Raw genomic sequence first — 20,243 nt, forward strand, 5'->3', positions numbered from 1 at the left:
TTTTTCAATAAGGAGTTTTACATGACTGAAGAAGAAAAAGAGAAGGATTATGATTCTTCCAAAATTACTGTTTTAGAAGGTTTGGAAGCGGTACGTAAACGTCCGGCCATGTACATTGGTTCAACGGGTTTACCCGGTCTGCACCATTTGGTGTACGAAGTAGTGGATAACTCGGTAGACGAAATTTTAGCCGGTGGCGCGACCACCATTACCGTCACTATTAAAGACGATATGACTTGTTCTATTCAAGACGACGGACGCGGTATCCCGGTAGATTTGATGAAAAACGCCAAAGACGCTAAACTGCGTACCAAATCGGCGTTAGAAGTAGTTATGACGGTTTTACACGCCGGCGGTAAATTTGACAGCGGCGCGTATAAAGTGTCCGGCGGGTTGCACGGGGTCGGTGTATCGTGCGTAAACGCGTTATCCGAAACGATGGAAGTAGAAGTCCGCCGCGACGGACACGTCCATTTCCAACGCTATCACCGCGGTAAGCCGGAAGATAAAGTCCAAATCATCGGCGATACAAAAGAACACGGTACAAAAGTGACGTTCCACGCCGATAAAGAGATTTTCGGCGAGTTATCTTTCTCTAATGAAACAATCGGTAACCGCTTGCGTGAAATTGCGTTCTTAAATGCCGGCGTAAAAATTATCTATACCGATGAACGCAAAGACGATAACCAAACCGTTACGTTCTTTTACGAGGGCGGTATTTCGCAATTTGTAAAATTCTTAAACGCTAACAAAAATGTCTTAAACCCCGAACCGATTTACCTAACCAAAGAGGTGGGGGATAACTACATTTCGTTTGCGATCCAATATAACGAAAGTTATTCCGAAAACGTCTTTTCCTTTGTCAATAACATTCACACCGTGGAAGGCGGTACGCACTTGAGCGGGTTTAGAAGCTCCCTAACGCGTATTATTAACGAATATATTAAAAATAATAATCTGTCTAAACACAAAGACATTTCCGTCGGCGGGGATGACATTAAAGAAGGTTTAACCGCTGTTTTATCGGTTAAAATTCCGCACCCGCAATTTGAAGGACAGACCAAAACCAAACTCGGTAACTCCGAAGTAGAAGGCATTGTCCGCTCGGTGGTGGGTGATACATTATCCACTTTCTTTGAAGAAAACCCCAAAACCGCCCGCGCCATTTGCGAAAAATGCGTCGGTGCGGCCGTGGCGCGTGAAGCCGCGCGCAAAGCGCGCGATTTAACCCGCCGCAAAGGTGCGTTAGAAGGCGGCAGCTTGCCGGGTAAACTGGCCGATTGCCAAGAACGCGACAGTGCCAAGTGCGAACTTTTCCTCGTAGAGGGTGACTCGGCCGGCGGATCGGCCAAGCAAGGGCGCGACCGCGTATTTCAGGCCATTTTGCCGCTTCGCGGTAAAATTTTAAACGTGGAAAAAGCACCGCTTGTTAAAATTCTCTCCAGCGATACCGTGCGCGATTTGATTTCAGCCGTCGGAACGGGCGTAGGGGAAGGCGAAGGCGGTTTTGATATTTCCAAATTGCGCTACGGCAAAATTATTCTTATGGCCGATGCCGACGTGGACGGACAACACATTTCTACGTTACTGCTTACGTTCTTCTACCGCCAGCTAAAACCGCTTATTGATGCGGGACACATTTATTTGGCCCAGCCGCCGCTCTACAAAGTAAAAAAAGGCAAAGTGGAGCAATACCTGCAAACCGAAGACCAAATGCAACAATGGCTCATGAAGGAAGGGCTTGCTACCGTTACTGTAACGGACACAACCAAAAATAAAGAGTTACCGCACGACGATTTGCGCGACCTCTTAAAAATCTTGCGCGATGTGGAAGATATTTTAGCCAAGTTAGAAGTCAAAAACATTACACTCAGTGATTTTATGGCGTTCTTGGCTGAAGGAAAAGTACCGCTCTACCGCATTCCGTTGCAAAGCGGCGGATTCCGTTATTTCTATACGGAACAAGAGTACCGCGATTACGAAAACCAATATGTCCAAGAAAAACGCGAAGAACTCGCCGCCGACGGTGTAGATGTGGCCACCCTCACGGACGAAGCGTTAGTGCCCGAGCACCAAAGCTTGTTTGAATTTGGCAAGCTTTTGGCGTGCGAAAAGAAACTCCAAACGTATCATTTCACGTTTGCGCAGTATCCGGCCATTGAAAGCGAAAAAGACCGCGTAAACCCGCTTTTTAAAGTAAATAACGGCAAAACCGATGTGTTGGTGTACAGCTTAGCCGAGCTGTTACATGCCGTCAAAGAAGCGGCCAGTGCCGGTGCAAGCATCCAACGCTACAAAGGTCTGGGAGAAATGAACCCCGAACAACTGTGGGAAACCACCATGGACCCGGCCCGTCGCAAACTGATTCAAGTGAAAATAAACGACGCCGCCGATACCGAACAAGCGTTTACAATGCTTATGGGCGACCGGGTAGAGCCGCGGCGCGACTTTATCCAAACCCACGCCTTAGAGGTCAAAAACTTGGATATTTAACTCTTGCCGGCGCGGTTTAACCGCCGCGCCGCAAGCTGATTTGTCCGTAACAGGAGATTTTTAACATGAGTGAAGAAAATACCAACCAGCCGCAAGCCCAAAACGTCAATGTAAACGTGGACTTGTTTGGCGATATTCAACAACGCGATATTGCGAACGAAATGCGTTCGTATTACATTGACTATGCGATGAGCGTTATCGTCGGGCGTGCTTTGCCCGACGTGCGCGACGGCCTCAAACCGGTACACCGCCGTGTGTTATATTCTATGAACGAAATGGGTTTAAAATACAATAAACCCTACAAGAAATCGGCCCGTGTGGTGGGTGACGTGCTCGGTAAATACCACCCGCACGGAGACACCGCCGTGTACGATACGCTCGTGCGTATGGTGCAAGATTTTTCGTTAAGAAAACCCTTAATTGACGGTCAAGGCAACTTCGGCTCCATTGACGGAGATTCCGCCGCCGCCATGCGTTACACCGAGTGCCGCTTGCAAAAAATTTCCGAGGAAATGCTCGGCGATTTGGACAAAGACACCGTCAAAATGATTCCCAACTACGACGGCTCTTTGTTAGAACCGTCCGTCTTGCCGGCCAAACTTCCGGCTTTGCTCGTTAACGGGTCGGCCGGTATCGCCGTAGGTATGGCAACCAACATCCCCACCCACAATTTAGGCGAAGTGTGCGACGGTATTATCGCGTATATTAAAAACCCCGATATCACCGTCAAAGAAATGATGAAAATTGTTAAAGGGCCCGACTTTCCTACCGGTGCTATTATCCGCGGTACGAAAGGCATTTACGAGTATTTTGAAACGGGCCACGGCAGTGTTAAAGTGCAAGCCGCCACGGAAATTGAAGAACGCAAAGGCGGCCGTCAAGCCATTATCGTCTCGGCCATTCCGTATCAAGTCAATAAGACCTCTTTGATTGAAAGCATTGTCGGTTTAGTACGTGATAAAAAAGTAACCGACATCGCCGATATCCGCGACGAGTCGGACCGCCGCGGTATGCGCCTTGTCATTGAAGTTAAACGCGACGGTAACGCGCAAGTCGTGCTCAATCACTTGTTCAAACATACGCAATTGCAAACGTCTTTCCCGGTCAATATGCTGGCCATTGTGGACGGACGCCCGCGTGTGTTGTCGCTTAAAGAAGTGATGAAAGCATACGTTAAACACCGCCAGGAAATCATCACCAACCGTACGAAATTTGATTTAAACAAAGCGCAAAAACGCGAACACATTTTAAACGGGTTACTCGTAGCGATTGCGAACATGGACGAAGTCGTTGCCATTATCCGCAAAGCCAAAGACCCGACGGAAGCCAAATTTACGCTCATGCAACGCTTCACGCTGACCGAAGTGCAAGCACAAGCCATTTTGGATATGCGCTTACACCAATTGACGCAACTGTCGGCTTTAGCGATTGAAAATGAGCGCAAAGAATTATTAAAACTCATTGAAGAGTTGAAATACATTTTGGGCAATCCGCAAAAAATCTTGGATATCATCGTAGAAGAACTGACCGAGCTCAAAAAAACCTACGGCGACGAACGCCGCACGGAAATCGGCCCGGATATGACCGAATTGGCGATGGAAGATTTTATTGAAAAAGAAGACGTCGTCATCACCATTTCCAACGACGGTTACGCTAAACGCATCCCGCTCTCTACGTACAAGAGCCAAAACCGCGGTGGCAAAGGCATCATCGGCAGCAAAACCAAAGAAGAAGATTTTATGGAAAACTTGTTCATTACTTCTTCGCACGCTACGATTTTGATGTTCACCAGCCGTGGCCGCGTATTTGCCCTGCGCGCATTTGAAATTCCCGAAGGCAACCGCATGTCTAAGGGCAAGGCGCTTGTAAACTTGTTGCAAATCACGGGCGAAGAAAAAGTCACTTCTACTTTGGCGATAGAAGATTTTAACCCCTCTGCCAGTAGTGACGGCCAACAAGCGTATTTAACGCTCTGCACGCGCTTAGGTACGATTAAACGCGTCGCGCTCAAAGAGTTTGAACACATCCGCCGCTCGGGCATTATTGCGATCGGCTTAGACGAGGGCGACGTGCTTATCAGCGCGCAAATGACGTTTGGCAAGAGCGATATTTTAGTGGCTACCCAAAACGGTAAATCTATCCGCTTTGACGAAAACGAAGTACGCGCCATGGGCCGCCAAGCCCGCGGGGTGCGCGCTATCAACATGGAAGAAGGCGACATCGTCGTCGGTATGGAACACGCGCCGAACGACGGCACCGAACAACCCGATGTGCTTTCCGTGTGTGAAAACGGTTTTGGCAAACGGACCGAGTTTAGCGAATATAAACGGCAACACCGTGGCGGTATGGGTGTCATTACGATTAAGACATCGGCCCGCAACGGCAAAGTCGTCGGTATTAAACTGGTGGACGAAACCAAAGACCTGATGATTATTACCGAAAAGGGTATGACGATCCGTTTACGCTGCGGGGACATCCGCTCCGTAGGCCGCAACGCGCAAGGCGTAACGCTGGCGAAGATGGAGCCGGGCGATAAGATTGCGCGCATTGCCCCGGTCGTCAAAGACGAGGAAGAGGAACAGGCTGAATAACGGCCTTGTTAAGTTCTATAAACGCGTACAACGGCACAAACATTATGTTTGTGCCGTTGTTACTTGCTACCGATAAACAATTTTCCAAATTCTATTTATTTTGCGGTGCCTTGCCCTTGACGTAGCCGGGGTTAGCAAGGGGTTCTGTTTGCCTTTGCGCCGCTGGATTTTTTAGGGTAGCGCGTAGTTTGTTTTGCGCGTGCCTAGTGAACTAGGTGCGCGCAAAAAAAGAAGTGATAGCCAAAAAGGACGCGGCCCGTAGGGTTTAGCCGTTTTTGCTATTCGGCGTTGTTAAAAAAGCTCGTCTATGATTACATAGACTTCACTTTTTTGCCTAGCCGTTTTACGCAAAAACGGCCAAACGCAATAGAGCAAATAGAATCCCTTGCTAACCCAAACGCCTATGCGCCCAACTTGCCCCGCAAACTAAAAGCGAATTTGAAAAATCATATAAACTTCTACGATGTTAGTCTTTTGGGAGGCGGGCCGTTCCACGCTCAACTTGCGGCGGCTCATCTTCTCAAATTTGAAAACATACCCGAAACGGTTGTTTTGGGCGTGCTAAAAATAACGGCCTTGGTAAGTTTAGACTTGCACAACGCACAAAACATTTCGTTTTGTGCGTTGTGTCATACTCCTGCGATACAATTTTTATTGAAGGACATAGAGGGAATATCCGCTTTTTGTTACTCGTCCGGAATTACTCATTTTCTTGCATATAGTGCCGGCGCAATATACATGGGGATCTTGTGCAAAACGGATTAAGTAATAGAGTTGTTTAGTGTCTTCGTATCTGTCAGAGGCGGCAATACATCCTGTCCAATTAGAGGTACATTTTGCCGTAAAGTCAAAAAGACCTTGTTTTTTACGGGAAGTACCGCCATAGTCAAAAGATTCCCCCGGAATTTCTATATCTAATTCTTCCAATGTTTCCGCATAGGTATTATTGGCTAAAAAATAAGCTTCTTGCGCTTCGGCGATGGCTTTTACCATAACGGCGGCTTGTACCGCGCGTGATTTTTCTACCGCTATTTTGTATTGCGGCACGGCCACCGCGGCCAAAATGCCGATAATTAAAACTACTACTAATAATTCAATAAGCGTAAATGCTTGTTTGTTGTTCATGTTGTTTCTCCGTTGATTGTTTTTTTACTGACTCTTTATTATCGTTTTTTTTTTTGATCTGTCAAGTCAAATGTTCCGCTTTGGCAAAATTCAGCTGTGTTTTGGAGGGGCGAAAACGGGCAATATGGCGGCAAAAAGCGCGGGAATAATAAAAATCTCGTATAATTCAAACATTCGTTTAAAAACAGTTTACAAGCACGGGGGAAAAGTGGTATAAAAAGATAAGGGTGATACTATGCGAACAAATCCACATATTTTGGAAGTTGACACACGTGCTTGGCTTAAGCGTTTAGCGGACAAGCAAGGCAAACCGTTTACGCTGGCCGACGTGCCGGAACAGTTTTTAGATACGGCGCAAGCCATGGGTTTTGATGCCGTATGGCTCATGGGCGTGTGGAAACAAAGCCCCAAAGCCGGCGAAATTGCCCGTGCGAGTGCAGACATCCAAAATCAAGTCCGTGCCATTAAACCCGATTTTAACCCCGACGACATTACCGCATCACCCTACGCCGTTTATGATTATGTTGTAGATGAATCGCTTGGCGGTAACGACGCTTTGCAAGCACTACGCAAACGGTTGCAAGCGCGCGGAATATCGCTTTTATTAGATTTTGTGGGGAACCACATGGCTATTGACTGCCCCGCCGTAGAACAAGACCCCGATTTGTTTGTCAATTCCGGCACGGCTGAGCCCGCGCACCATAAAGATTGGTTTTTTAAAACGCAAAAAGGTATTTTTATCGCACACGGGCGCGACCCGTATTTCGCACCGTGGACCGATACCGCGCAACTAAATTATTTCAATCCCAAAACGCGCGAATTTATGTTAAACAATTTGCACCGCGTTGCCGAACTGTGCGACGGCGTGCGTTGCGATATGGCCATGCTGACGCTAAATAAAGTCCACCGCGATATTTGGTGGGAATTTATCGGCGGTACACTACCCAAACGCGAATTTTGGAGCGAGGCCTTGGAAACCATCCGCGATGCATACCCCGAATTTACTTTTATTGCCGAGGTCTATTGGGGTTTAGAGTGGGAAGTGCAGGAACTCGGGTTTGATTATACGTACGATAAAATTTTGTACGACCGGTTGCGCTTTTCCAACCCGCAAGATATTAAAGGGCACTTGGGCGCGGAGCACTTGTATCAAATGCGCTCCATGCGTTTTACCTCTAACCACGACGAGGAAGAAAGCTTAAAGGCCTTCGGGCGCGAGAAATCACTCGCCGCCAGCGCAATTATTGCCACATTGCCCGGTGCGCGGCTCTTTCAGTTTTTTCAACTTTTGGGCCGTCCGGCGCGTATGCCTATTCAATACGTGCAAGATTGGTTTGAAAAAGATGACGAAGTGTTTGCGTATTACCGCAAACTACTGGCTATTGCATCTGCCCCGGCGTTCCACGGCGGACAATGGAGTTTGTATAACGTCGGTGCGCAAGAAGATAATTCTTGCCAAAATATCTTATCCTGGCAATGGAAACAAATGAACACGGGCAAGCTAATCGTTATCAATTACAGTGATACTCCCGCCAAATGCCGCTTGCCGCTAAAAGGCGTGAGAGGTGCCACCGTAACGGAAGAATTTTCCGGCAACAAAATTGCCATTACCGACGACGCCCGCGCGCAAGGTATGGTGTTGGAACTTAAACCCTACGAGAGCAAAATCTTCACGTTTCAGATATAATAATAACTGTTCGTAACTTCTATAAGCACGCACACGGGCACAACTTTTAGTTGCGCCCGTGTTTGCGTGTTCCCGATAAACAATTTTCCAAAATCTGCCAATTTGCGCGTCCCTTGGGCTTGACGTAGCTACCGCTACGCCTATGCGCCCAACTAGCCCGCGCAACTTGGAGCGATTTTGAAAAATCATATCAACATCTGCGTTGTTGGTCTGTTGCGAAACGACTTTGGTAAGTTACGATTCGCGCACAACGCACAAAATTAGTCTATTTTGTGCGTTGTGTTTTTTCCGGGCAAATTTTTTATAATATAACTATACACGCCTGCGCGCGCGTTCGGACCGGAGAAAAAAATGTCACTGAAAGATTTTTCTGCGCAAGATCATGTGGCTATCACAACGTTAGGTTTAGAATTTGCCACCGCGGAAATTTTAGGAGCGGGTTTTGGTTTTTGGCTGGATAAAAAATATAATTCTTCTCCGTGGTTTTTAGTGGCGGGTGCGGTAGTCGGTTTTATGTTAGGCATGTATATTGTGTGGCGTCGGGCCAAAGACATGGAACGGGAAAAGAAAAATGAACGTCGCTGATACCATAGCACATCATATTTTAGATCACGATTGGGGCGTAACATTAGGCGGACTACGCGTGCCGGTTACGACGCACTCGGTCACTATTTTTGCGGTCAGCGTGTTGTTGCTTGTTGTGTTGTCGTGGGCCAGCCGCCCGCGTCAAAGTAAGTCCGGGCGTTTGCTTACGACCCTTTTAGAAGAATATGTTTCGTTCATCCGCGACGGACTTGTTTTGCCCAACATGGGCGCGGAAGGAAAAAGCTTCTTGCCGTATTTCTGCACGCTTTTCTTATTTATTCTTTGCGTTAATTTGGCGGGTATGATTCCGGAAATGAAAACCGCCACATCTAACATTTCCGTTACGGCGGCACTTGCGCTTTGTTCCGGCGGAGTCATTTTATACAGCGGGCTTAAATACCACGGGGTTATCGGGTTTTTGAAAGGTTTTGTGCCGTCGGGCACGCCGGCGTGGCTCGTGCCGCTTATTTTCCCGTTGGAAGTGATCAGCACGATTATTAAAGTGTGTGTGCTCGCTATTCGTTTATTTGCCAATATGCTTTCCGGGCACATGGTGCTGATTTGTTTACTGCTCATCATTTTTATCGTTGGAAAAATGAGCGTGTTTGCCGGGGCGGGAGCGTTACTACCTGCCATGGGGTTAGAGATTTTTATGACGTGCTTGGAGTTGTTAGTTGCATTTTTACAGGCGTATGTGTTTACGCTTTTGACGGCAATTTTTGCCGGGTCTGTGATACATACGCACTAAAATTTAATTTACGGGGAAACCCGAAAAAGGAGAGAAAACTATGGAATTAGCCGTGTTAAAATATATTGCCGCCGGGCTCGGTGCCGGATTAGTGGTTATCGGTGCGGGTTTTGGGTTGGGCAAAATCGGTGCGGCGGCCTTGGAAGGTACGGCCCGCCAACCGGAAGCCGGTTCTGACTTGCGCACCACCATGATTATTATTGCGGCCTTGTTAGAAGGGGCGGCCATGTTGGGTTTAGTTATCTGCTTGCTCACCATGGTAATGTAGTTTAAAGGAAAGATATGGAAGATTTATTGAATCCCGACGTCGGGGTAACAATACTTACCATTTGTAACTTTTTGCTCCTCGTTTATCTGCTTAAAAAATTTGCGTGGAACGGTATTATCGGCGCGTTGGAAAAGCGCGAAACGCAGATTGCCACAGATAAACAGCAAGCACAACAAGCGCGCGAAGAAGCCCAACAATTAAAAGCATCGTTGGACGAAAAATTAAACCGCGTAGCCGAAGAAGCCGCCCAAAAAATGGCGCAAGCCGTTAAAACGGGCGAAGCACAACGCGACCAACTGATAGCGGCTGCCAAAGAAGAAACGCAACGTATGTTAGAACAAGCAAGGGAGCGTATAGAGGCGGAGAAAAATCACGCCTTGGCCGATATCCGCGGCGAGATTGTCCGTACGGCGATATTGGCGGCCAAAAAAGTGGCGCAAGAAGAATTAAACGACGCAAACGCACACGCGACGGTAGAACGTGTGCTGGATGAATTAAAAAATAAATAGATATGACAAACAGCACTGCTTCTCGCGCGGCCAAGCGTTATGCCGCCGCTTATGATAACTTGAGCACCACCACGGCGCAGGCCGTTTTGCGTGCGGAAGAATTATCGTCTGCGGCCAAGGCGCTTTTGGGAGTAAACGATTTGTTAAATGCTCCCACCGTGCCGCTTGCAAAAAAGCAAGAGGCGGTACGCGCAGCATTAAAAAATTGGCCGCAAGTAGCGTCTTTTGTGGAAGTGCTGTTGGGTGCGAAGCGTTATAATTTGCTCACGCAAATTGTGGAAGATGTTTGCGCGCTCACCGATAAACGGCAAGGTATTTTGCGCGCACAGGTGGTATCGGCCCGGTCGTTATCCGAAACGGAGAAACAACACACCGAACAAGTGCTTTCTGCGCGCTACGGGCAGGAGATAAAGGCAGATTTTCAGACGGACCCCGCCCTTTTAGGCGGACTTAAAATTTGGTGTAATGGCGAACTTTTAGACGGTAGTTTGCAAGGGCAACTGGACCGTTTACAAGAAGAACTTATTAAATAACGGGAAGAATATGGCAATCAGACCGGAAGAAATTACAAAAATTATTAAAGAAAAAATAGAACATTTTGATACGTCGGTAGACGTAAGCGAAGTGGGCACTGTGATTCAAGTGGGCGACGGCATCGCCCGCGTGCACGGGCTTAACAACGTCAAGGCCTCTGAACTGGTGGACTTTGGTAACGGCATCAAAGGGATGGCGATGAACTTAGAGTACGACAATGTCGGTTGTGTGTTGATGGGCCCCGATACGCAAGTAAAAGAGGGAGATACCGTCAAACGTACCGGTGAAGTCATCAGCATTCCCGTGGGTGCAGGCGTAATCGGGCGCGTGGTAGATCCGCTGGGACGCCCGTTAGACGGTAAAGGCGAAATTAAAACCGATAAAAACATGCCCTTAGATATCGTTGCCCCCGGTATCATTGACCGCCAACCCGTTAAACAACCCTTGCAAACCGGTATCAAAGCCATAGACTCTATGGTCCCTATCGGCAAAGGACAGCGCGAACTGATCATCGGCGACCGCCAAACCGGTAAAACCGCTATTGCCATTGACGCGATTATCAACCAAAAAAATATCCCGGAAAACGAACGCTGTATTTGTATTTATGTAGCCGTCGGACAAAAACAAAGTACGGTGGCGCAAGTCGTCAAAACATTAACTGATTTTGGTGCCATGGATTATACGGTAGTTGTATCGGCTACGGCCTCTGACCCGGCGTCGCTTTTATATATTGCGCCGTATGCAGGTTGTGCTATCGGCGAGTATTTTATGTGGCAAGGCAAAGATGTGCTTATCGTGTATGATGATTTATCCAAGCACGCGCAGGCCTATCGCCAGATGTCGCTTTTGTTGCGCCGTCCGCCGGGACGTGAGGCCTACCCCGGCGACGTGTTTTATTTGCATTCCCGTTTGTTGGAACGCGCTTGCAAACTTTCCAAAGAAAACGGCGGCGGTTCTATTACCGCGCTACCGATTATTGAAACACAAGCCAACGACGTTTCGGCCTATATTCCGACAAACGTCATTTCTATTACCGACGGTCAGATTTATTTGGAAAGCAACCTCTTTTTAAGCGGCATTAAGCCCGCGGTCAACGTGGGGTTGTCCGTTTCGCGCGTGGGCGGCAGTGCCCAACGCAAAACCATGCGCAAAGTGGCGGGTACACTTCGTATTGATTTATCGCAATACCAAGAATTAGCGGGCTTTGCCCAATTTGGCTCGGAGTTAGATAAAGAGTCCCAACGCCAAATTGCCCGCGGACAGCGCATGACGGAACTGTTAAAACAAAACCAGTATGCGCCGCTAACGGTGGGAGAGGAAGTCCTCTCGTTATATGCGGGTACGCACGGATATTTGGATGAATTAAAAGTAACCGATGTGTTGCCGTACGAAAAACAACTGTTGGCGTATGTGCGCGCCGAACAACAAGAAGTGCTTAACGAACTTAACACGTCTAACGAGCTTACCGAAACTTTAGAGAAAAAAATCGTTGCTTTATTAGACCAATTTAAAACGGTGTTTAAAGCCGGAAAATAGGAGAAAACCATGGAAACAAAATCAAAGAAAAAATACTTAGTTACCGGCGGAGCCGGCTTTGTAGGCAGTAACATTGCCAAAACACTGGAAGCCGAAGGGCACGAAGTAACCGTGTTGGATGACTTTTCCAAAAACGGACATTTCAAAAACTTAATCGGTTTCAAAGGCGACGTCATTACGTGCGATTTGTTTACCAACGTGCCGCACGATATGTATTTTGACGCTATCTTCCACGAGGCCGCCATTACAGATACGACGGTTATGGACCAAAAAGCCATGATGGAACAAAACGTGGAAGCGTTTAAAAATTTATTGGAGTTTGCCGCGGAAAACGAAATTAAAAAAGTGATTTACGCTTCTTCCGCCGCCACGTATGGCAACGGACCCGTTCCCAACGTGGAAACACAACCCACCCACCCGGAAAATGTGTACGGGTTTTCCAAAGTGATTATGGACAATGTCGCCCGCCAATTTTCCGAAGATAACAACGATATGAAAATTATCGGGCTTCGCTATTTTAACGTTTACGGTCCGGGCGAATATCACAAAGGCAAAATGGCCAGTATGGTCTATCAGCTCTACAACCAAATGAAAGAAGGCAAACGTCCGCGCGTCTTTAAATACGGCGAACAACAACGTGATTTTGTGTATGTAAAAGATATTGTCAAAATCAACATGTGCGCGCTCAAAAACGGCAAAGAAACCGGCGTTTTCAATGCCGCTACCGGCGTGCCGCGCGATTACAACGCCATTATCGCGTGTTTAAATAAAGAGCTCGGCACAAATTTGGAGCCGGAATATATTGACAATCCGTATCCGTTCTTTCAACTCAAAACGCAAGCGGATATTACAAAGTCCAAAGAAAAACTCGGCTACGAGCCGGACTATACGCTTGAAAAAGGTATTGCCGATTACGTAGCTATTTTGGAAGGCCGCAAAATTTAGGGAGTTTTATGCAGTCGCTTAGGGACATCCGGCAAAACATCAAAGCCATTAAATCTACGCAACAGATTATGCAGACGATGAAAATGATTTCAAACGCCCGCATACGCCGCGCGCAAGATGCCATGGCCGCCGCGCGTCCCTTTGCGACTAAAATGTTGGAAATGGTGTCCGACCTCACCCCGGCCGTGCTGGCTTTGCCACAACCGCAAGACGGCGGCGAACGGTGGGCGAGCCGTTTGTTTATTAACCGCACCGCCGATGAAAACAAAATCGGTTTACTGGTTATTACGGGCGATAAAGGGCTGACCGGCTCTTTTAATGCTGTTGTGTTGCGTGCGGCGATGCGGTTTATCAAAGAACACCACGAAAAAGAAATTTTTATATTTGCTATCGGCAAAAAAGGGCGCGATTTCCTGGCGCGTTTAAAAATGCCGAATTTGCATATTGTGTACGAAAGCGTGGGTATTTTTCCGAAAGTGTCTTATGCGCATGCGGAACTCCTCGGCGAAGCGGTACTAAAAAATTTTTTAGAAGAAAAATTACAAAATGTAACGCTTATTTATAACGATTTTAAGTCGCTGGCAAGCCAAAATTTAGTAGAACAAACTATTTTGCCGTTTGCACCTAAAGCCGCGCAAGAAAAAATTTCCGCCAAAGAATTTGAATTTGAGCCGGGGCTATTGGAAATTTTTAAACTGATGGTGCCGCGCTTAGTTAAAGCCAATATGTACCGCGTGCTTTTGGAGTCGCAAGCGGCTAACTTGGCGGCGACTACCAGTGCGATGGACGCAGCCAGCAAAAACGCGGGCGAGATTGTCGGTGCGCTGGGGCTTAAACTAAACAAAGTGCGCCAAGCGGGTATTACCAACGAAATTTTAGATATTGTAAACGGGGCGGAAGCTCTGAATAATTAACGGGGAATTATATGGGAAAAGTAATTCAAGTAATCGGAGCGGCGGTGGATATTCAATTTGACCAAGACCACCTGCCTGCTATTGAAAACGCCATTGAAATTGAAATGGACGGCGGCCGTAAAATCACAGCCGAAGTAGCCCAACAAATGGGTGACGGCGTGGTGCGTTGCGTGTCGCTAGAGAGCACCGACGGATTGCAACGCGGAGCAAACGCCGTAGATACGGGGGCGCCTCTTACCGTGCCGGTGGGTGAAAAATGTTTAGGGCGGTTACTCAACGTGTTAGGCCAACCGCAAGACCACAAAGGCGATATTAACGCCGAGATGAAACTTCCCATTCACCGTGCGGCTCCGTCTTTGGAAGATCAAAACCCGACCCCGGAAATTTTTGAAACGGGTATCAAAGTAATTGATTTAATTGCACCGTACATGAAAGGCGGAAAAGTGGGTCTTTTCGGCGGTGCGGGCGTGGGTAAGACCGTGCTTATTATGGAGCTTATCAACAACGTCGCGCGCGAACACCACGGCAGTTCCGTTTTCGGCGGAGTGGGCGAACGCAGCCGCGAAGGTAACGACCTCATGTTAGAAATGAGCGAGTCCAAACTTTCCGACGGCAGTACCGTATTAGATAAAACCGTTCTCGTTTACGGACAAATGAACGAGCCGCCCGGAGCGCGTGCCAAAGTCGCTTTAACGGCGCTTACGCAGGCAGAATATTTCCGCGACGTAAAAGGTCAAGACGTACTGTTGTTTTTAGATAACATTTTCCGCTTTGTGCTCGCCAACTCCGAAGTGTCTGCGCTCTTGGGCCGTATGCCTTCGGCGGTGGGTTATCAGCCCACGCTTAACACGGAAATCGGCGCACTCCAAGAGCGTATCACGTCTACCAAAAAAGGGGCTATTACCTCTATTCAAGCCGTGTACGTGCCCGCGGACGATTTAACCGATCCCGGCGTGGCGGCTACGTTTACGCACTTAGATTCTACGTCTGTACTGTCGCGCCAGATTGCAAGTTTGGGTATTTATCCGGCGGTGGATCCGTTGGAATCTTCCTCGCGCATTTTGGACCCGCGCATTTTGGGCGAAGAACATTACAATGTGTCCCAACGCGTGCGCCAAATTTTACAGAAATATAAAGACTTACAAGATATTATCGCCATTTTGGGTATGGACGAACTGTCCGACGAAGACAAAAAAACCGTCGGACGTGCGCGCCGCATCCAAAAGTTTTTATCACAGCCGTTCTCGGTGGCGGAACAATTTACGGGCCACCCCGGCAAATATGTTAAACTGGCCGACACGATTAAAGCATTTAAAGGCATTGTAGAGGGCGAATATGACCATATCCCCGAATCGTGCTTTTACATGTGCGGCGGCATAGAAGACGTTTTGGCGAAATACGAAGAAGTCAAAAACCGCGAATAATATGGCGAAAAAATTAAAACTCAATCTCATCACGCCGCAAAAGCAACTGCTTACCGACTTGGAAGTAGATATGGTGGTGTTGCCTGCGCTTTTGGGCGAAATGGGTATTTTGCCCGGACACGTGCCGGTGCTTGTGCAACTAACCTATGGCGATTTGCGCTATAAAAAAGACGGCAAAGATTTTGATTTTGCCGTTATGGGCGGGTTTGTGGAAGTAAAGGATGACGTGGTAAACGCGTTTGCCGAAGGGGCTGACCTAGCGGACGAGATTGACGAAGAAGCCGAAAACCAAAAGATCAAAAAAGCCAAAGATGCGCTATCTAAAAAAGATGCGGATATTGATTTTGAACTGGCGGAAATTGAGTTAAAGCAAGCCATTACCCGCATGAAAGTAAAACGTCGCAAACTCAACTAAATAAATCAAAAAATGCCCCTCGTTTTTACGAGGGGCATTTTTACGTTATTGAAATTGCTCTCTTAATTGTTTGCAAAGAGCTTTGCCACGGTTACTGTTGTTGTGGAGACAACTGCCAAAATTGTTGCCGCGCCACATGAGTTTAATGACAAATTTTTCATTATTCGTATGACTCATGGAATCGCAACTGTCTTGTGAACAATAAGTAAGTTCGTAAGTTGGAGCGAGTGTTGATATCGCAAAGTAAAATTTCGGACAATATATGCCGTTTTTACTCCACGTTATATTTGGACAAGTTTTGGTTACATCTATATCTAAAGCCGTCAAATCGGTTGTATACTCTGCGTTGGCCATAAAATACACTTCTTCGGCAGTGTTAATAGATTTAATAAGTGGCACATAAGGCATAATGCGGCTTTTGTCTACGGCTAAGTTGTACTGCGGCAACGCCACCGCCGCTAAAATACCAATGATCAGAACAACAACTAACAGCTCAATGAGTGTAAACGCTTGTTTGTTTTTCATATTGTTTGCTCCTTAATATATTTTTTTCGTCCCTTTATTATCGTTTTTTTTTTTGATTTGTCAAGGCCCAGCAAGAAAGTTGTTGCGTTGCAAAGCAACACAGCAAACAGAGTGTGGCTCTAATTAAGTGGAAGATAGCTCCCAAAATGCCTGCCCCCGGCAAGGGGGTCTAATTATTTTTCCGCCTCAAAAAACGGTGGGGGAACAACTATAATAAAAAATACGCAACTTGCGTTTAGGGGGGAGAAATGAAAACATACCTGAAATATATAAGCGTGTCGGTGCTTTTGTGCGGTAGCGTGTTTGGGTACGCTGCTAAAAATCAAGGGCATTATCAATCGCGTATGGTGGAGAAGTTACCCGCTTTCCACGCCATTAACGTGCAGGGCGATTTTGATGTTGATTTCATGCAACATCCTACTGCCACGGCACACGTCAGCGGGCCGGAAAAAACGGTACAAGCCGTTTCGCTAAGCGTTAAAGATGGGGTATTAAACGTGGGATTTGTACGGGGTGCCAGACCAATTAAATCGGATAAAATGCGCGTTATGCTTACCGGGCCTTCTTTGCATGAAGTTGCTATCTATGGCAAAGGAGATGTGCACGTGCGCGGATCGCTAAACGTGCAAGATTTAACCGTTACGTTAACGCAAGAAGGCGAGTTTTCGGCTGACGGACTCACGGTACAAAATTTACATATTCACGCGGCGGGCAAATCGGAAGCGGATATCAACCGTTTAGATGCCCACCATGTACAAGCCGTAGCCGATGACAACGGCGACATTGAACTGGCCGGCTTGGCATTAACGGCTGAATTGCAAAACCACGGGGCGGGCGATATAGACGCGTCCGATATGCGCGTGCAAACGGCTACGGCTAGCGTTAACGGGAAAGGCGAAATTTCCGTTTCTGCCTACGAAAAATTAACGGCCGCCGTAATCGGAAAAGGAAAAATTAAATATAAGGGAAGTCCTGTTTCATTAGAGCGAGCCGGAAATATCAAGCGTATTGTACAAGATACGGATGATTAACCAAACACCCCCGCAAAAGCGGGGTTTTTTACTATAATGGAGTTATGAAACAAATACTGCTTATAGGGGCCCTGTTGGGTTTGGCAGCTTGTGCCACCCCGGAAAAAAGAGTGTTGGTCGGCGCCGACCGTGACGCTCATGGCTGTATCGGCTCGGCCGGGTACGTGTGGAACGAGTCGCTTCAGCAATGTGTACGGCCTTGGGAATTAAAAAAATAGTTGTTTGACACATGTAGAGCCAACTTGGTATAATAAAAAAGTCCCCAGAGGGGACAGTTTTGTCTAAAGAAAATTGAATGGCCAGATTTGATAACAGAAGAGTATACAAGCAAGACTTGTATTGCCGTAACCAAAACATCCGCGCGGCCGAAGTGCGCGTGATTGATTCGGACGGTACCATGTTAGGTATCTTTCCGACGCGCCAAGCCGTTGCTATGGCCAAAGAACAAGAGTTGGACTTAGTGGAAATTTCACCCAACGCCCAACCTCCTGTCTGTAAAATACTGGATTACAACAAGTACGTTTACGAACAGGGTAAAAAAGCCGCCGAGGCCAAAAAGAAACAAGCGAAGGTTTCTCTTAAGGAGCTCCGCATTAAATCGCGTATTGCTCCGCATGACTTAGAAGTTAAACTCCGCCAAATTGAGGAGTTCTTGCGTAAGAAAAACCAAGTGCGTTTTGTAGTGGTCTTCCGCGGGCGCGAAAACCAACATAAAGATTTGGGTATCCAAATTTTAAATGATACCGCTAAACGGTTGGAAGAATTGGCTACGGTGGACGGAGGTCTGCAACAGCTGGGTAACCGCATGAGCATGACCTTTGTACCTAAAAACTAAACCGATTTTTCGGCTTTTTTTGTAGTGACTGCGTTCGGGGCTTGACCGGCTCCCGCCGCAGGTTGTGTAAATAAAAGCCAATTAAACAAAAGGAATAAAAAAATGCCTAAATTAAAAAATCACAGTGGCGGTAAAAAGCGTTTCCGCAAAACCGCTACGGGTAAATTCACCCACAGAAAAGCCGGCAGAAAACACTTGCTAACGCCTGTTTCTGCCTCACGCAAACACGACATGCGTAAGACCGGGGTTATCACGCCCGAGTCCAACAAAGGCAAGATCTTAGAAAAGTATCTGCCCATGGCCAAATAAGAGGTTGAAACATGAGAATTAAATTCAGCGTTCCCAGACACGCAAGAAAGAAAAAAGTATTGAAAAGAGCCAGCGGCTATTACGGAGATAAATCCCGCCGCTTGCGCATGGCTACGCAACAACTCGGTAAATCCGGTGTTCATGCGTATGTTGACCGCAAAGACAAAAAAACCACCTATCGCCAAACGTGGATTATGCGTATTAACGCCGCGGTGCGCGAAGAAGGGTTGTCTTACTCTAAATTCATCAGCGGGCTTGCCAAAGCCAACATCACGCTTAACCGCAAGATGCTTAGCGAAATGGCGATTAAAGACCCGGTGTCCTTCAAGAAATTGGTGGATATCGTTAAAGCCGCTAAATAGTTTAGCTAGTGTAAAGGCAAAAACACCCCCGCCAAAAGACGGGGGTGTTTTGTGTGATAAAAATTTATTGTTGATAGACCCACCCTATCCAACCGGTATTGATAGAAGGACTGGGATCATTTGTTTCTTGTTGACAGACTTTGGCTTGAGGTTGGTTCAGACTATCCACAAAAGCGATACATAGGGTTTGCCCAGCATTTTGTGGGGCGTGAGCAAAGCGAATTTGGTAGTCCATTTGAATAGAACTGTTGCGGCATTTTACAAAGGCATCACCGCTAAATGACATTAGGCGGCACATGCCCCAATTAAAGTTGTAATCTACATACGTGGAGTTATCCGTGGTAGAGGTGGGCGTAGGGGATTCTATGCTTAGTTCTTCTAAGTGGGTTGTATATTGTCCGTTAGCTAAATAGTAAAGTTCTTCGGCCTGAGCCAGACTGCGCGTTAGATTCTTTAACGTGGCATAACGGCTTTTAACAACTGCCTTTTGATATTGCGGCAACGCCACCGCCGCCAAAATACCGATGATTAAAACTACTACCAATAATTCAATAAGCGTAAATGCTTTGTTGTTTTTCATATTGTTTGCTCCTTAATACTATTGTCATCCTGAACTTGATTCAGGATCTCACCTTATGGTTGTTTTAGAAAGAGGTGAGATTCCAAATCATTGTCATCAGACCCCGGATAAAGACCTTCCGGGGCGCGGCCAAGCGGTAAAGGCCGCGGTTTGGAATGACATTTATTATATTTTCTGTCCCTTTATTATCGTTTTTTTTTTTGATTTGTCAAGCGGAACTTGTCAACTTGGCAAATTTACGTCGGGCATGGCGTTTTAAAAGGGGGTCTGTTGTGAAGAAAAATCGGTAAAAGGATGTTTTTTGTGTTTTTCCAAAAAAGCATATTTTTAAACCTTTTTTGTAATTTTTAAAAGACTTGTCAAATTTGTTTTTCCGACGGTAAAATAAAAACAGTTGCGCGCGCGCCGCATTTTGTGGTACAATAAATACGGAGCTAAAAAAGGAGTCTTTGTATGTACTGCAATCGTTTAAAGCGAAAGTGTCAGTGCACGCCCGAGCCGCACAGTAGTCGGCTCAAGGGGGCGGAGGTAGTATATCCTTTTTATGCGATCCTGTCCGATTTACAAAATAGCTGTATCAAAGCGTACCTATTTCAAACTAGGTCCAAAAGGCAAAAAAAACTAGGTCTTTTGGGCCTAGTTTTTTTTATGTTCATGCGCAATAATATAATTAAGGAGATCTTATGAGAGCGTTTATGGCCGTTATCTTAAGTGCCTGCTTGATGTTGAGCAGTGTTACGCCTTCGTTAGCGGGAGGGATCCCGGTAAGAGGCGTAACCCGCATTGTTCGTATCAAACCGGTAGAATTACGCCCTAACTCTTATAAA

The 20,243-nt window shown here is 46.9% G+C and carries 21 protein-coding genes; 18 read left to right on the top strand and 3 right to left on the bottom strand.

The annotated features are described in order from the left end of the window. Nucleotides 1-21: 21 nt before the first annotated feature. Nucleotides 22-2,493, top strand: a complete 2,472-nt coding sequence (gene gyrB / locus ACQY2W_RS03065) for a DNA topoisomerase (ATP-hydrolyzing) subunit B (protein WP_428049254.1) — start codon at nucleotides 22-24, stop codon at nucleotides 2,491-2,493. A gap of 65 nt (nucleotides 2,494-2,558) precedes the next feature. Then, a complete protein-coding gene (gene gyrA / locus ACQY2W_RS03070; protein WP_428049256.1) occupies nucleotides 2,559-5,084 on the top strand; it encodes a DNA gyrase subunit A in 2,526 nt (841 codons plus the stop codon). A gap of 651 nt (nucleotides 5,085-5,735) precedes the next feature. On the opposite strand, the gene ACQY2W_RS03075 is transcribed toward gyrA, so the two are convergent. Continuing rightward, nucleotides 5,736-6,209, bottom strand: coding sequence for a type IV pilin protein (locus ACQY2W_RS03075; protein ID WP_428049258.1), 474 nt, complete (start codon nucleotides 6,207-6,209; stop codon nucleotides 5,736-5,738). A 235-nt stretch (nucleotides 6,210-6,444) separates the two neighbouring features. Here ACQY2W_RS03075 and ACQY2W_RS03080 point away from each other — a divergent pair, with 235 nt between their 5' ends. The 11 genes from ACQY2W_RS03080 to atpC all read left to right on the top strand — a co-directional run bounded on the left by ACQY2W_RS03080 (nucleotide 6,445) and on the right by atpC (nucleotide 15,774). Beyond that, the gene (locus tag ACQY2W_RS03080; protein WP_428049260.1) at nucleotides 6,445-7,896 is read left to right on the top strand and encodes an alpha-amylase family glycosyl hydrolase; all 1,452 of its coding nucleotides are present in this window, start codon (nucleotides 6,445-6,447) and stop codon (nucleotides 7,894-7,896) included. A 351-nt stretch (nucleotides 7,897-8,247) separates the two neighbouring features. Then, nucleotides 8,248-8,481 (top strand): AtpZ/AtpI family protein, encoded by a 234-nt coding sequence (locus tag ACQY2W_RS03085; RefSeq protein WP_428049262.1) that lies wholly within the window; start codon nucleotides 8,248-8,250, stop codon nucleotides 8,479-8,481. Continuing rightward, entirely contained in the window at nucleotides 8,468-9,229 is a 762-nt protein-coding gene (gene atpB, locus ACQY2W_RS03090) for a F0F1 ATP synthase subunit A (protein ID WP_428049264.1), read from the top strand. The genes ACQY2W_RS03085 and atpB overlap by 14 nt, the downstream gene beginning before the upstream one ends. Before the next feature lie 40 nt (nucleotides 9,230-9,269). After that, nucleotides 9,270-9,497, top strand: a complete 228-nt coding sequence (gene atpE, locus ACQY2W_RS03095; RefSeq protein ID WP_428049266.1) for an ATP synthase F0 subunit C — start codon at nucleotides 9,270-9,272, stop codon at nucleotides 9,495-9,497. 14 nt (nucleotides 9,498-9,511) lie between these two features. After that, entirely contained in the window at nucleotides 9,512-10,006 is a 495-nt protein-coding gene (gene atpF / locus ACQY2W_RS03100; RefSeq protein ID WP_428049268.1) for a F0F1 ATP synthase subunit B, read from the top strand. A gap of 2 nt (nucleotides 10,007-10,008) precedes the next feature. Beyond that, on the top strand, nucleotides 10,009-10,539 hold the full coding sequence (gene atpH, locus ACQY2W_RS03105) for an ATP synthase F1 subunit delta (RefSeq protein WP_428049270.1): 531 nt from the start codon (nucleotides 10,009-10,011) through the stop codon (nucleotides 10,537-10,539). Between the two features lie 10 nt (nucleotides 10,540-10,549). Next, a complete protein-coding gene (atpA, locus tag ACQY2W_RS03110) occupies nucleotides 10,550-12,076 on the top strand; it encodes a F0F1 ATP synthase subunit alpha (RefSeq protein ID WP_428049272.1) in 1,527 nt (508 codons plus the stop codon). Nucleotides 12,077-12,085: 9 nt separating this feature from the next. Continuing rightward, nucleotides 12,086-13,021 (top strand): ADP-glyceromanno-heptose 6-epimerase, encoded by a 936-nt coding sequence (rfaD, locus tag ACQY2W_RS03115; RefSeq protein WP_428049274.1) that lies wholly within the window; start codon nucleotides 12,086-12,088, stop codon nucleotides 13,019-13,021. Between the two features lie 8 nt (nucleotides 13,022-13,029). Continuing rightward, nucleotides 13,030-13,935, top strand: coding sequence for an ATP synthase F1 subunit gamma (gene atpG / locus ACQY2W_RS03120; RefSeq protein ID WP_428049276.1), 906 nt, complete (start codon nucleotides 13,030-13,032; stop codon nucleotides 13,933-13,935). Nucleotides 13,936-13,946: 11 nt separating this feature from the next. Next, a complete protein-coding gene (gene atpD / locus ACQY2W_RS03125; protein ID WP_428049278.1) occupies nucleotides 13,947-15,359 on the top strand; it encodes a F0F1 ATP synthase subunit beta in 1,413 nt (470 codons plus the stop codon). Between the two features lies 1 nt (nucleotide 15,360). After that, the gene (gene atpC, locus ACQY2W_RS03130; RefSeq protein ID WP_428049280.1) at nucleotides 15,361-15,774 is read left to right on the top strand and encodes an ATP synthase F1 subunit epsilon; all 414 of its coding nucleotides are present in this window, start codon (nucleotides 15,361-15,363) and stop codon (nucleotides 15,772-15,774) included. 45 nt (nucleotides 15,775-15,819) lie between these two features. Here the strand turns inward: atpC and ACQY2W_RS03135 are convergent, their stop codons facing one another. Then, nucleotides 15,820-16,299: a type IV pilin protein gene (locus ACQY2W_RS03135; protein WP_428049282.1), complete on the bottom strand. Its 480-nt coding sequence runs from the start codon at nucleotides 16,297-16,299 to the stop codon at nucleotides 15,820-15,822. A 248-nt stretch (nucleotides 16,300-16,547) separates the two neighbouring features. Between ACQY2W_RS03135 and ACQY2W_RS03140 the strand changes: the two genes are divergently transcribed. The 5 genes from ACQY2W_RS03140 (at nucleotide 16,548) to rplT (ending at nucleotide 18,836) form a co-directional block, all read left to right on the top strand. Further along, complete coding sequence (locus tag ACQY2W_RS03140) at nucleotides 16,548-17,330, top strand: head GIN domain-containing protein (protein WP_428049284.1); 783 nt, start codon at nucleotides 16,548-16,550, stop codon at nucleotides 17,328-17,330. Between the two features lie 44 nt (nucleotides 17,331-17,374). Next, entirely contained in the window at nucleotides 17,375-17,548 is a 174-nt protein-coding gene (locus ACQY2W_RS03145) for a hypothetical protein (RefSeq protein WP_428049294.1), read from the top strand. A 77-nt stretch (nucleotides 17,549-17,625) separates the two neighbouring features. After that, nucleotides 17,626-18,165: a translation initiation factor IF-3 gene (gene infC, locus ACQY2W_RS03150; protein ID WP_428049286.1), complete on the top strand. Its 540-nt coding sequence runs from the start codon at nucleotides 17,626-17,628 to the stop codon at nucleotides 18,163-18,165. Between the two features lie 102 nt (nucleotides 18,166-18,267). Further along, nucleotides 18,268-18,474 carry a large ribosomal subunit protein bL35 gene (locus ACQY2W_RS03155; RefSeq protein ID WP_428049288.1) on the top strand — a complete coding sequence of 69 codons (207 nt, stop codon included), beginning with the start codon at nucleotides 18,268-18,270 and terminating at the stop codon, nucleotides 18,472-18,474. An 11-nt stretch (nucleotides 18,475-18,485) separates the two neighbouring features. Next, nucleotides 18,486-18,836 carry a 50S ribosomal protein L20 gene (gene rplT, locus ACQY2W_RS03160; protein WP_428049290.1) on the top strand — a complete coding sequence of 117 codons (351 nt, stop codon included), beginning with the start codon at nucleotides 18,486-18,488 and terminating at the stop codon, nucleotides 18,834-18,836. Between the two features lie 64 nt (nucleotides 18,837-18,900). Here rplT and ACQY2W_RS03165 read toward each other — a convergent pair whose 3' ends face one another. Continuing rightward, complete coding sequence (locus ACQY2W_RS03165) at nucleotides 18,901-19,416, bottom strand: type IV pilin protein (protein WP_428049292.1); 516 nt, start codon at nucleotides 19,414-19,416, stop codon at nucleotides 18,901-18,903. Nucleotides 19,417-20,243: the final 827 nt, after the last annotated feature.

The organism is Candidatus Avelusimicrobium caledoniensis (genome assembly GCF_902756455.1).
In the GTDB taxonomy this organism is placed as follows: domain Bacteria; phylum Elusimicrobiota; class Elusimicrobia; order Elusimicrobiales; family Elusimicrobiaceae; genus Avelusimicrobium; species Avelusimicrobium caledoniense.

Excerpts from the sequence above, each read along its gene's own strand:
- ACQY2W_RS03075 (WP_428049258.1), bottom strand. The coding sequence starts at position 6,209 with ATGAACAACAAACAAGCATTTACGCTTATTGAATTATTAGTAGTAGTT.
- atpE (WP_428049266.1), top strand. The coding sequence starts at position 9,270 with ATGGAATTAGCCGTGTTAAAATATATTGCCGCCGGGCTCGGTGCCGGA.
- atpA (WP_428049272.1), top strand. The coding sequence starts at position 10,550 with ATGGCAATCAGACCGGAAGAAATTACAAAAATTATTAAAGAAAAAATA.
- infC (WP_428049286.1), top strand. The coding sequence starts at position 17,626 with ATGGCCAGATTTGATAACAGAAGAGTATACAAGCAAGACTTGTATTGC.
- atpD (WP_428049278.1), top strand. The coding sequence starts at position 13,947 with ATGGGAAAAGTAATTCAAGTAATCGGAGCGGCGGTGGATATTCAATTT.
- ACQY2W_RS03155 (WP_428049288.1), top strand. The coding sequence starts at position 18,268 with ATGCCTAAATTAAAAAATCACAGTGGCGGTAAAAAGCGTTTCCGCAAA.
- ACQY2W_RS03140 (WP_428049284.1), top strand. The coding sequence starts at position 16,548 with ATGAAAACATACCTGAAATATATAAGCGTGTCGGTGCTTTTGTGCGGT.
- atpB (WP_428049264.1), top strand. The coding sequence starts at position 8,468 with ATGAACGTCGCTGATACCATAGCACATCATATTTTAGATCACGATTGG.
- ACQY2W_RS03135 (WP_428049282.1), bottom strand. The coding sequence starts at position 16,299 with ATGAAAAACAAACAAGCGTTTACACTCATTGAGCTGTTAGTTGTTGTT.
- rfaD (WP_428049274.1), top strand. The coding sequence starts at position 12,086 with ATGGAAACAAAATCAAAGAAAAAATACTTAGTTACCGGCGGAGCCGGC.
- atpH (WP_428049270.1), top strand. The coding sequence starts at position 10,009 with ATGACAAACAGCACTGCTTCTCGCGCGGCCAAGCGTTATGCCGCCGCT.
- gyrA (WP_428049256.1), top strand. The coding sequence starts at position 2,559 with ATGAGTGAAGAAAATACCAACCAGCCGCAAGCCCAAAACGTCAATGTA.
- rplT (WP_428049290.1), top strand. The coding sequence starts at position 18,486 with ATGAGAATTAAATTCAGCGTTCCCAGACACGCAAGAAAGAAAAAAGTA.
- ACQY2W_RS03165 (WP_428049292.1), bottom strand. The coding sequence starts at position 19,416 with ATGAAAAACAACAAAGCATTTACGCTTATTGAATTATTGGTAGTAGTT.
- ACQY2W_RS03080 (WP_428049260.1), top strand. The coding sequence starts at position 6,445 with ATGCGAACAAATCCACATATTTTGGAAGTTGACACACGTGCTTGGCTT.
- ACQY2W_RS03145 (WP_428049294.1), top strand. The coding sequence starts at position 17,375 with ATGAAACAAATACTGCTTATAGGGGCCCTGTTGGGTTTGGCAGCTTGT.
- atpG (WP_428049276.1), top strand. The coding sequence starts at position 13,030 with ATGCAGTCGCTTAGGGACATCCGGCAAAACATCAAAGCCATTAAATCT.
- atpC (WP_428049280.1), top strand. The coding sequence starts at position 15,361 with ATGGCGAAAAAATTAAAACTCAATCTCATCACGCCGCAAAAGCAACTG.
- ACQY2W_RS03085 (WP_428049262.1), top strand. The coding sequence starts at position 8,248 with ATGTCACTGAAAGATTTTTCTGCGCAAGATCATGTGGCTATCACAACG.
- gyrB (WP_428049254.1), top strand. The coding sequence starts at position 22 with ATGACTGAAGAAGAAAAAGAGAAGGATTATGATTCTTCCAAAATTACT.
- atpF (WP_428049268.1), top strand. The coding sequence starts at position 9,512 with ATGGAAGATTTATTGAATCCCGACGTCGGGGTAACAATACTTACCATT.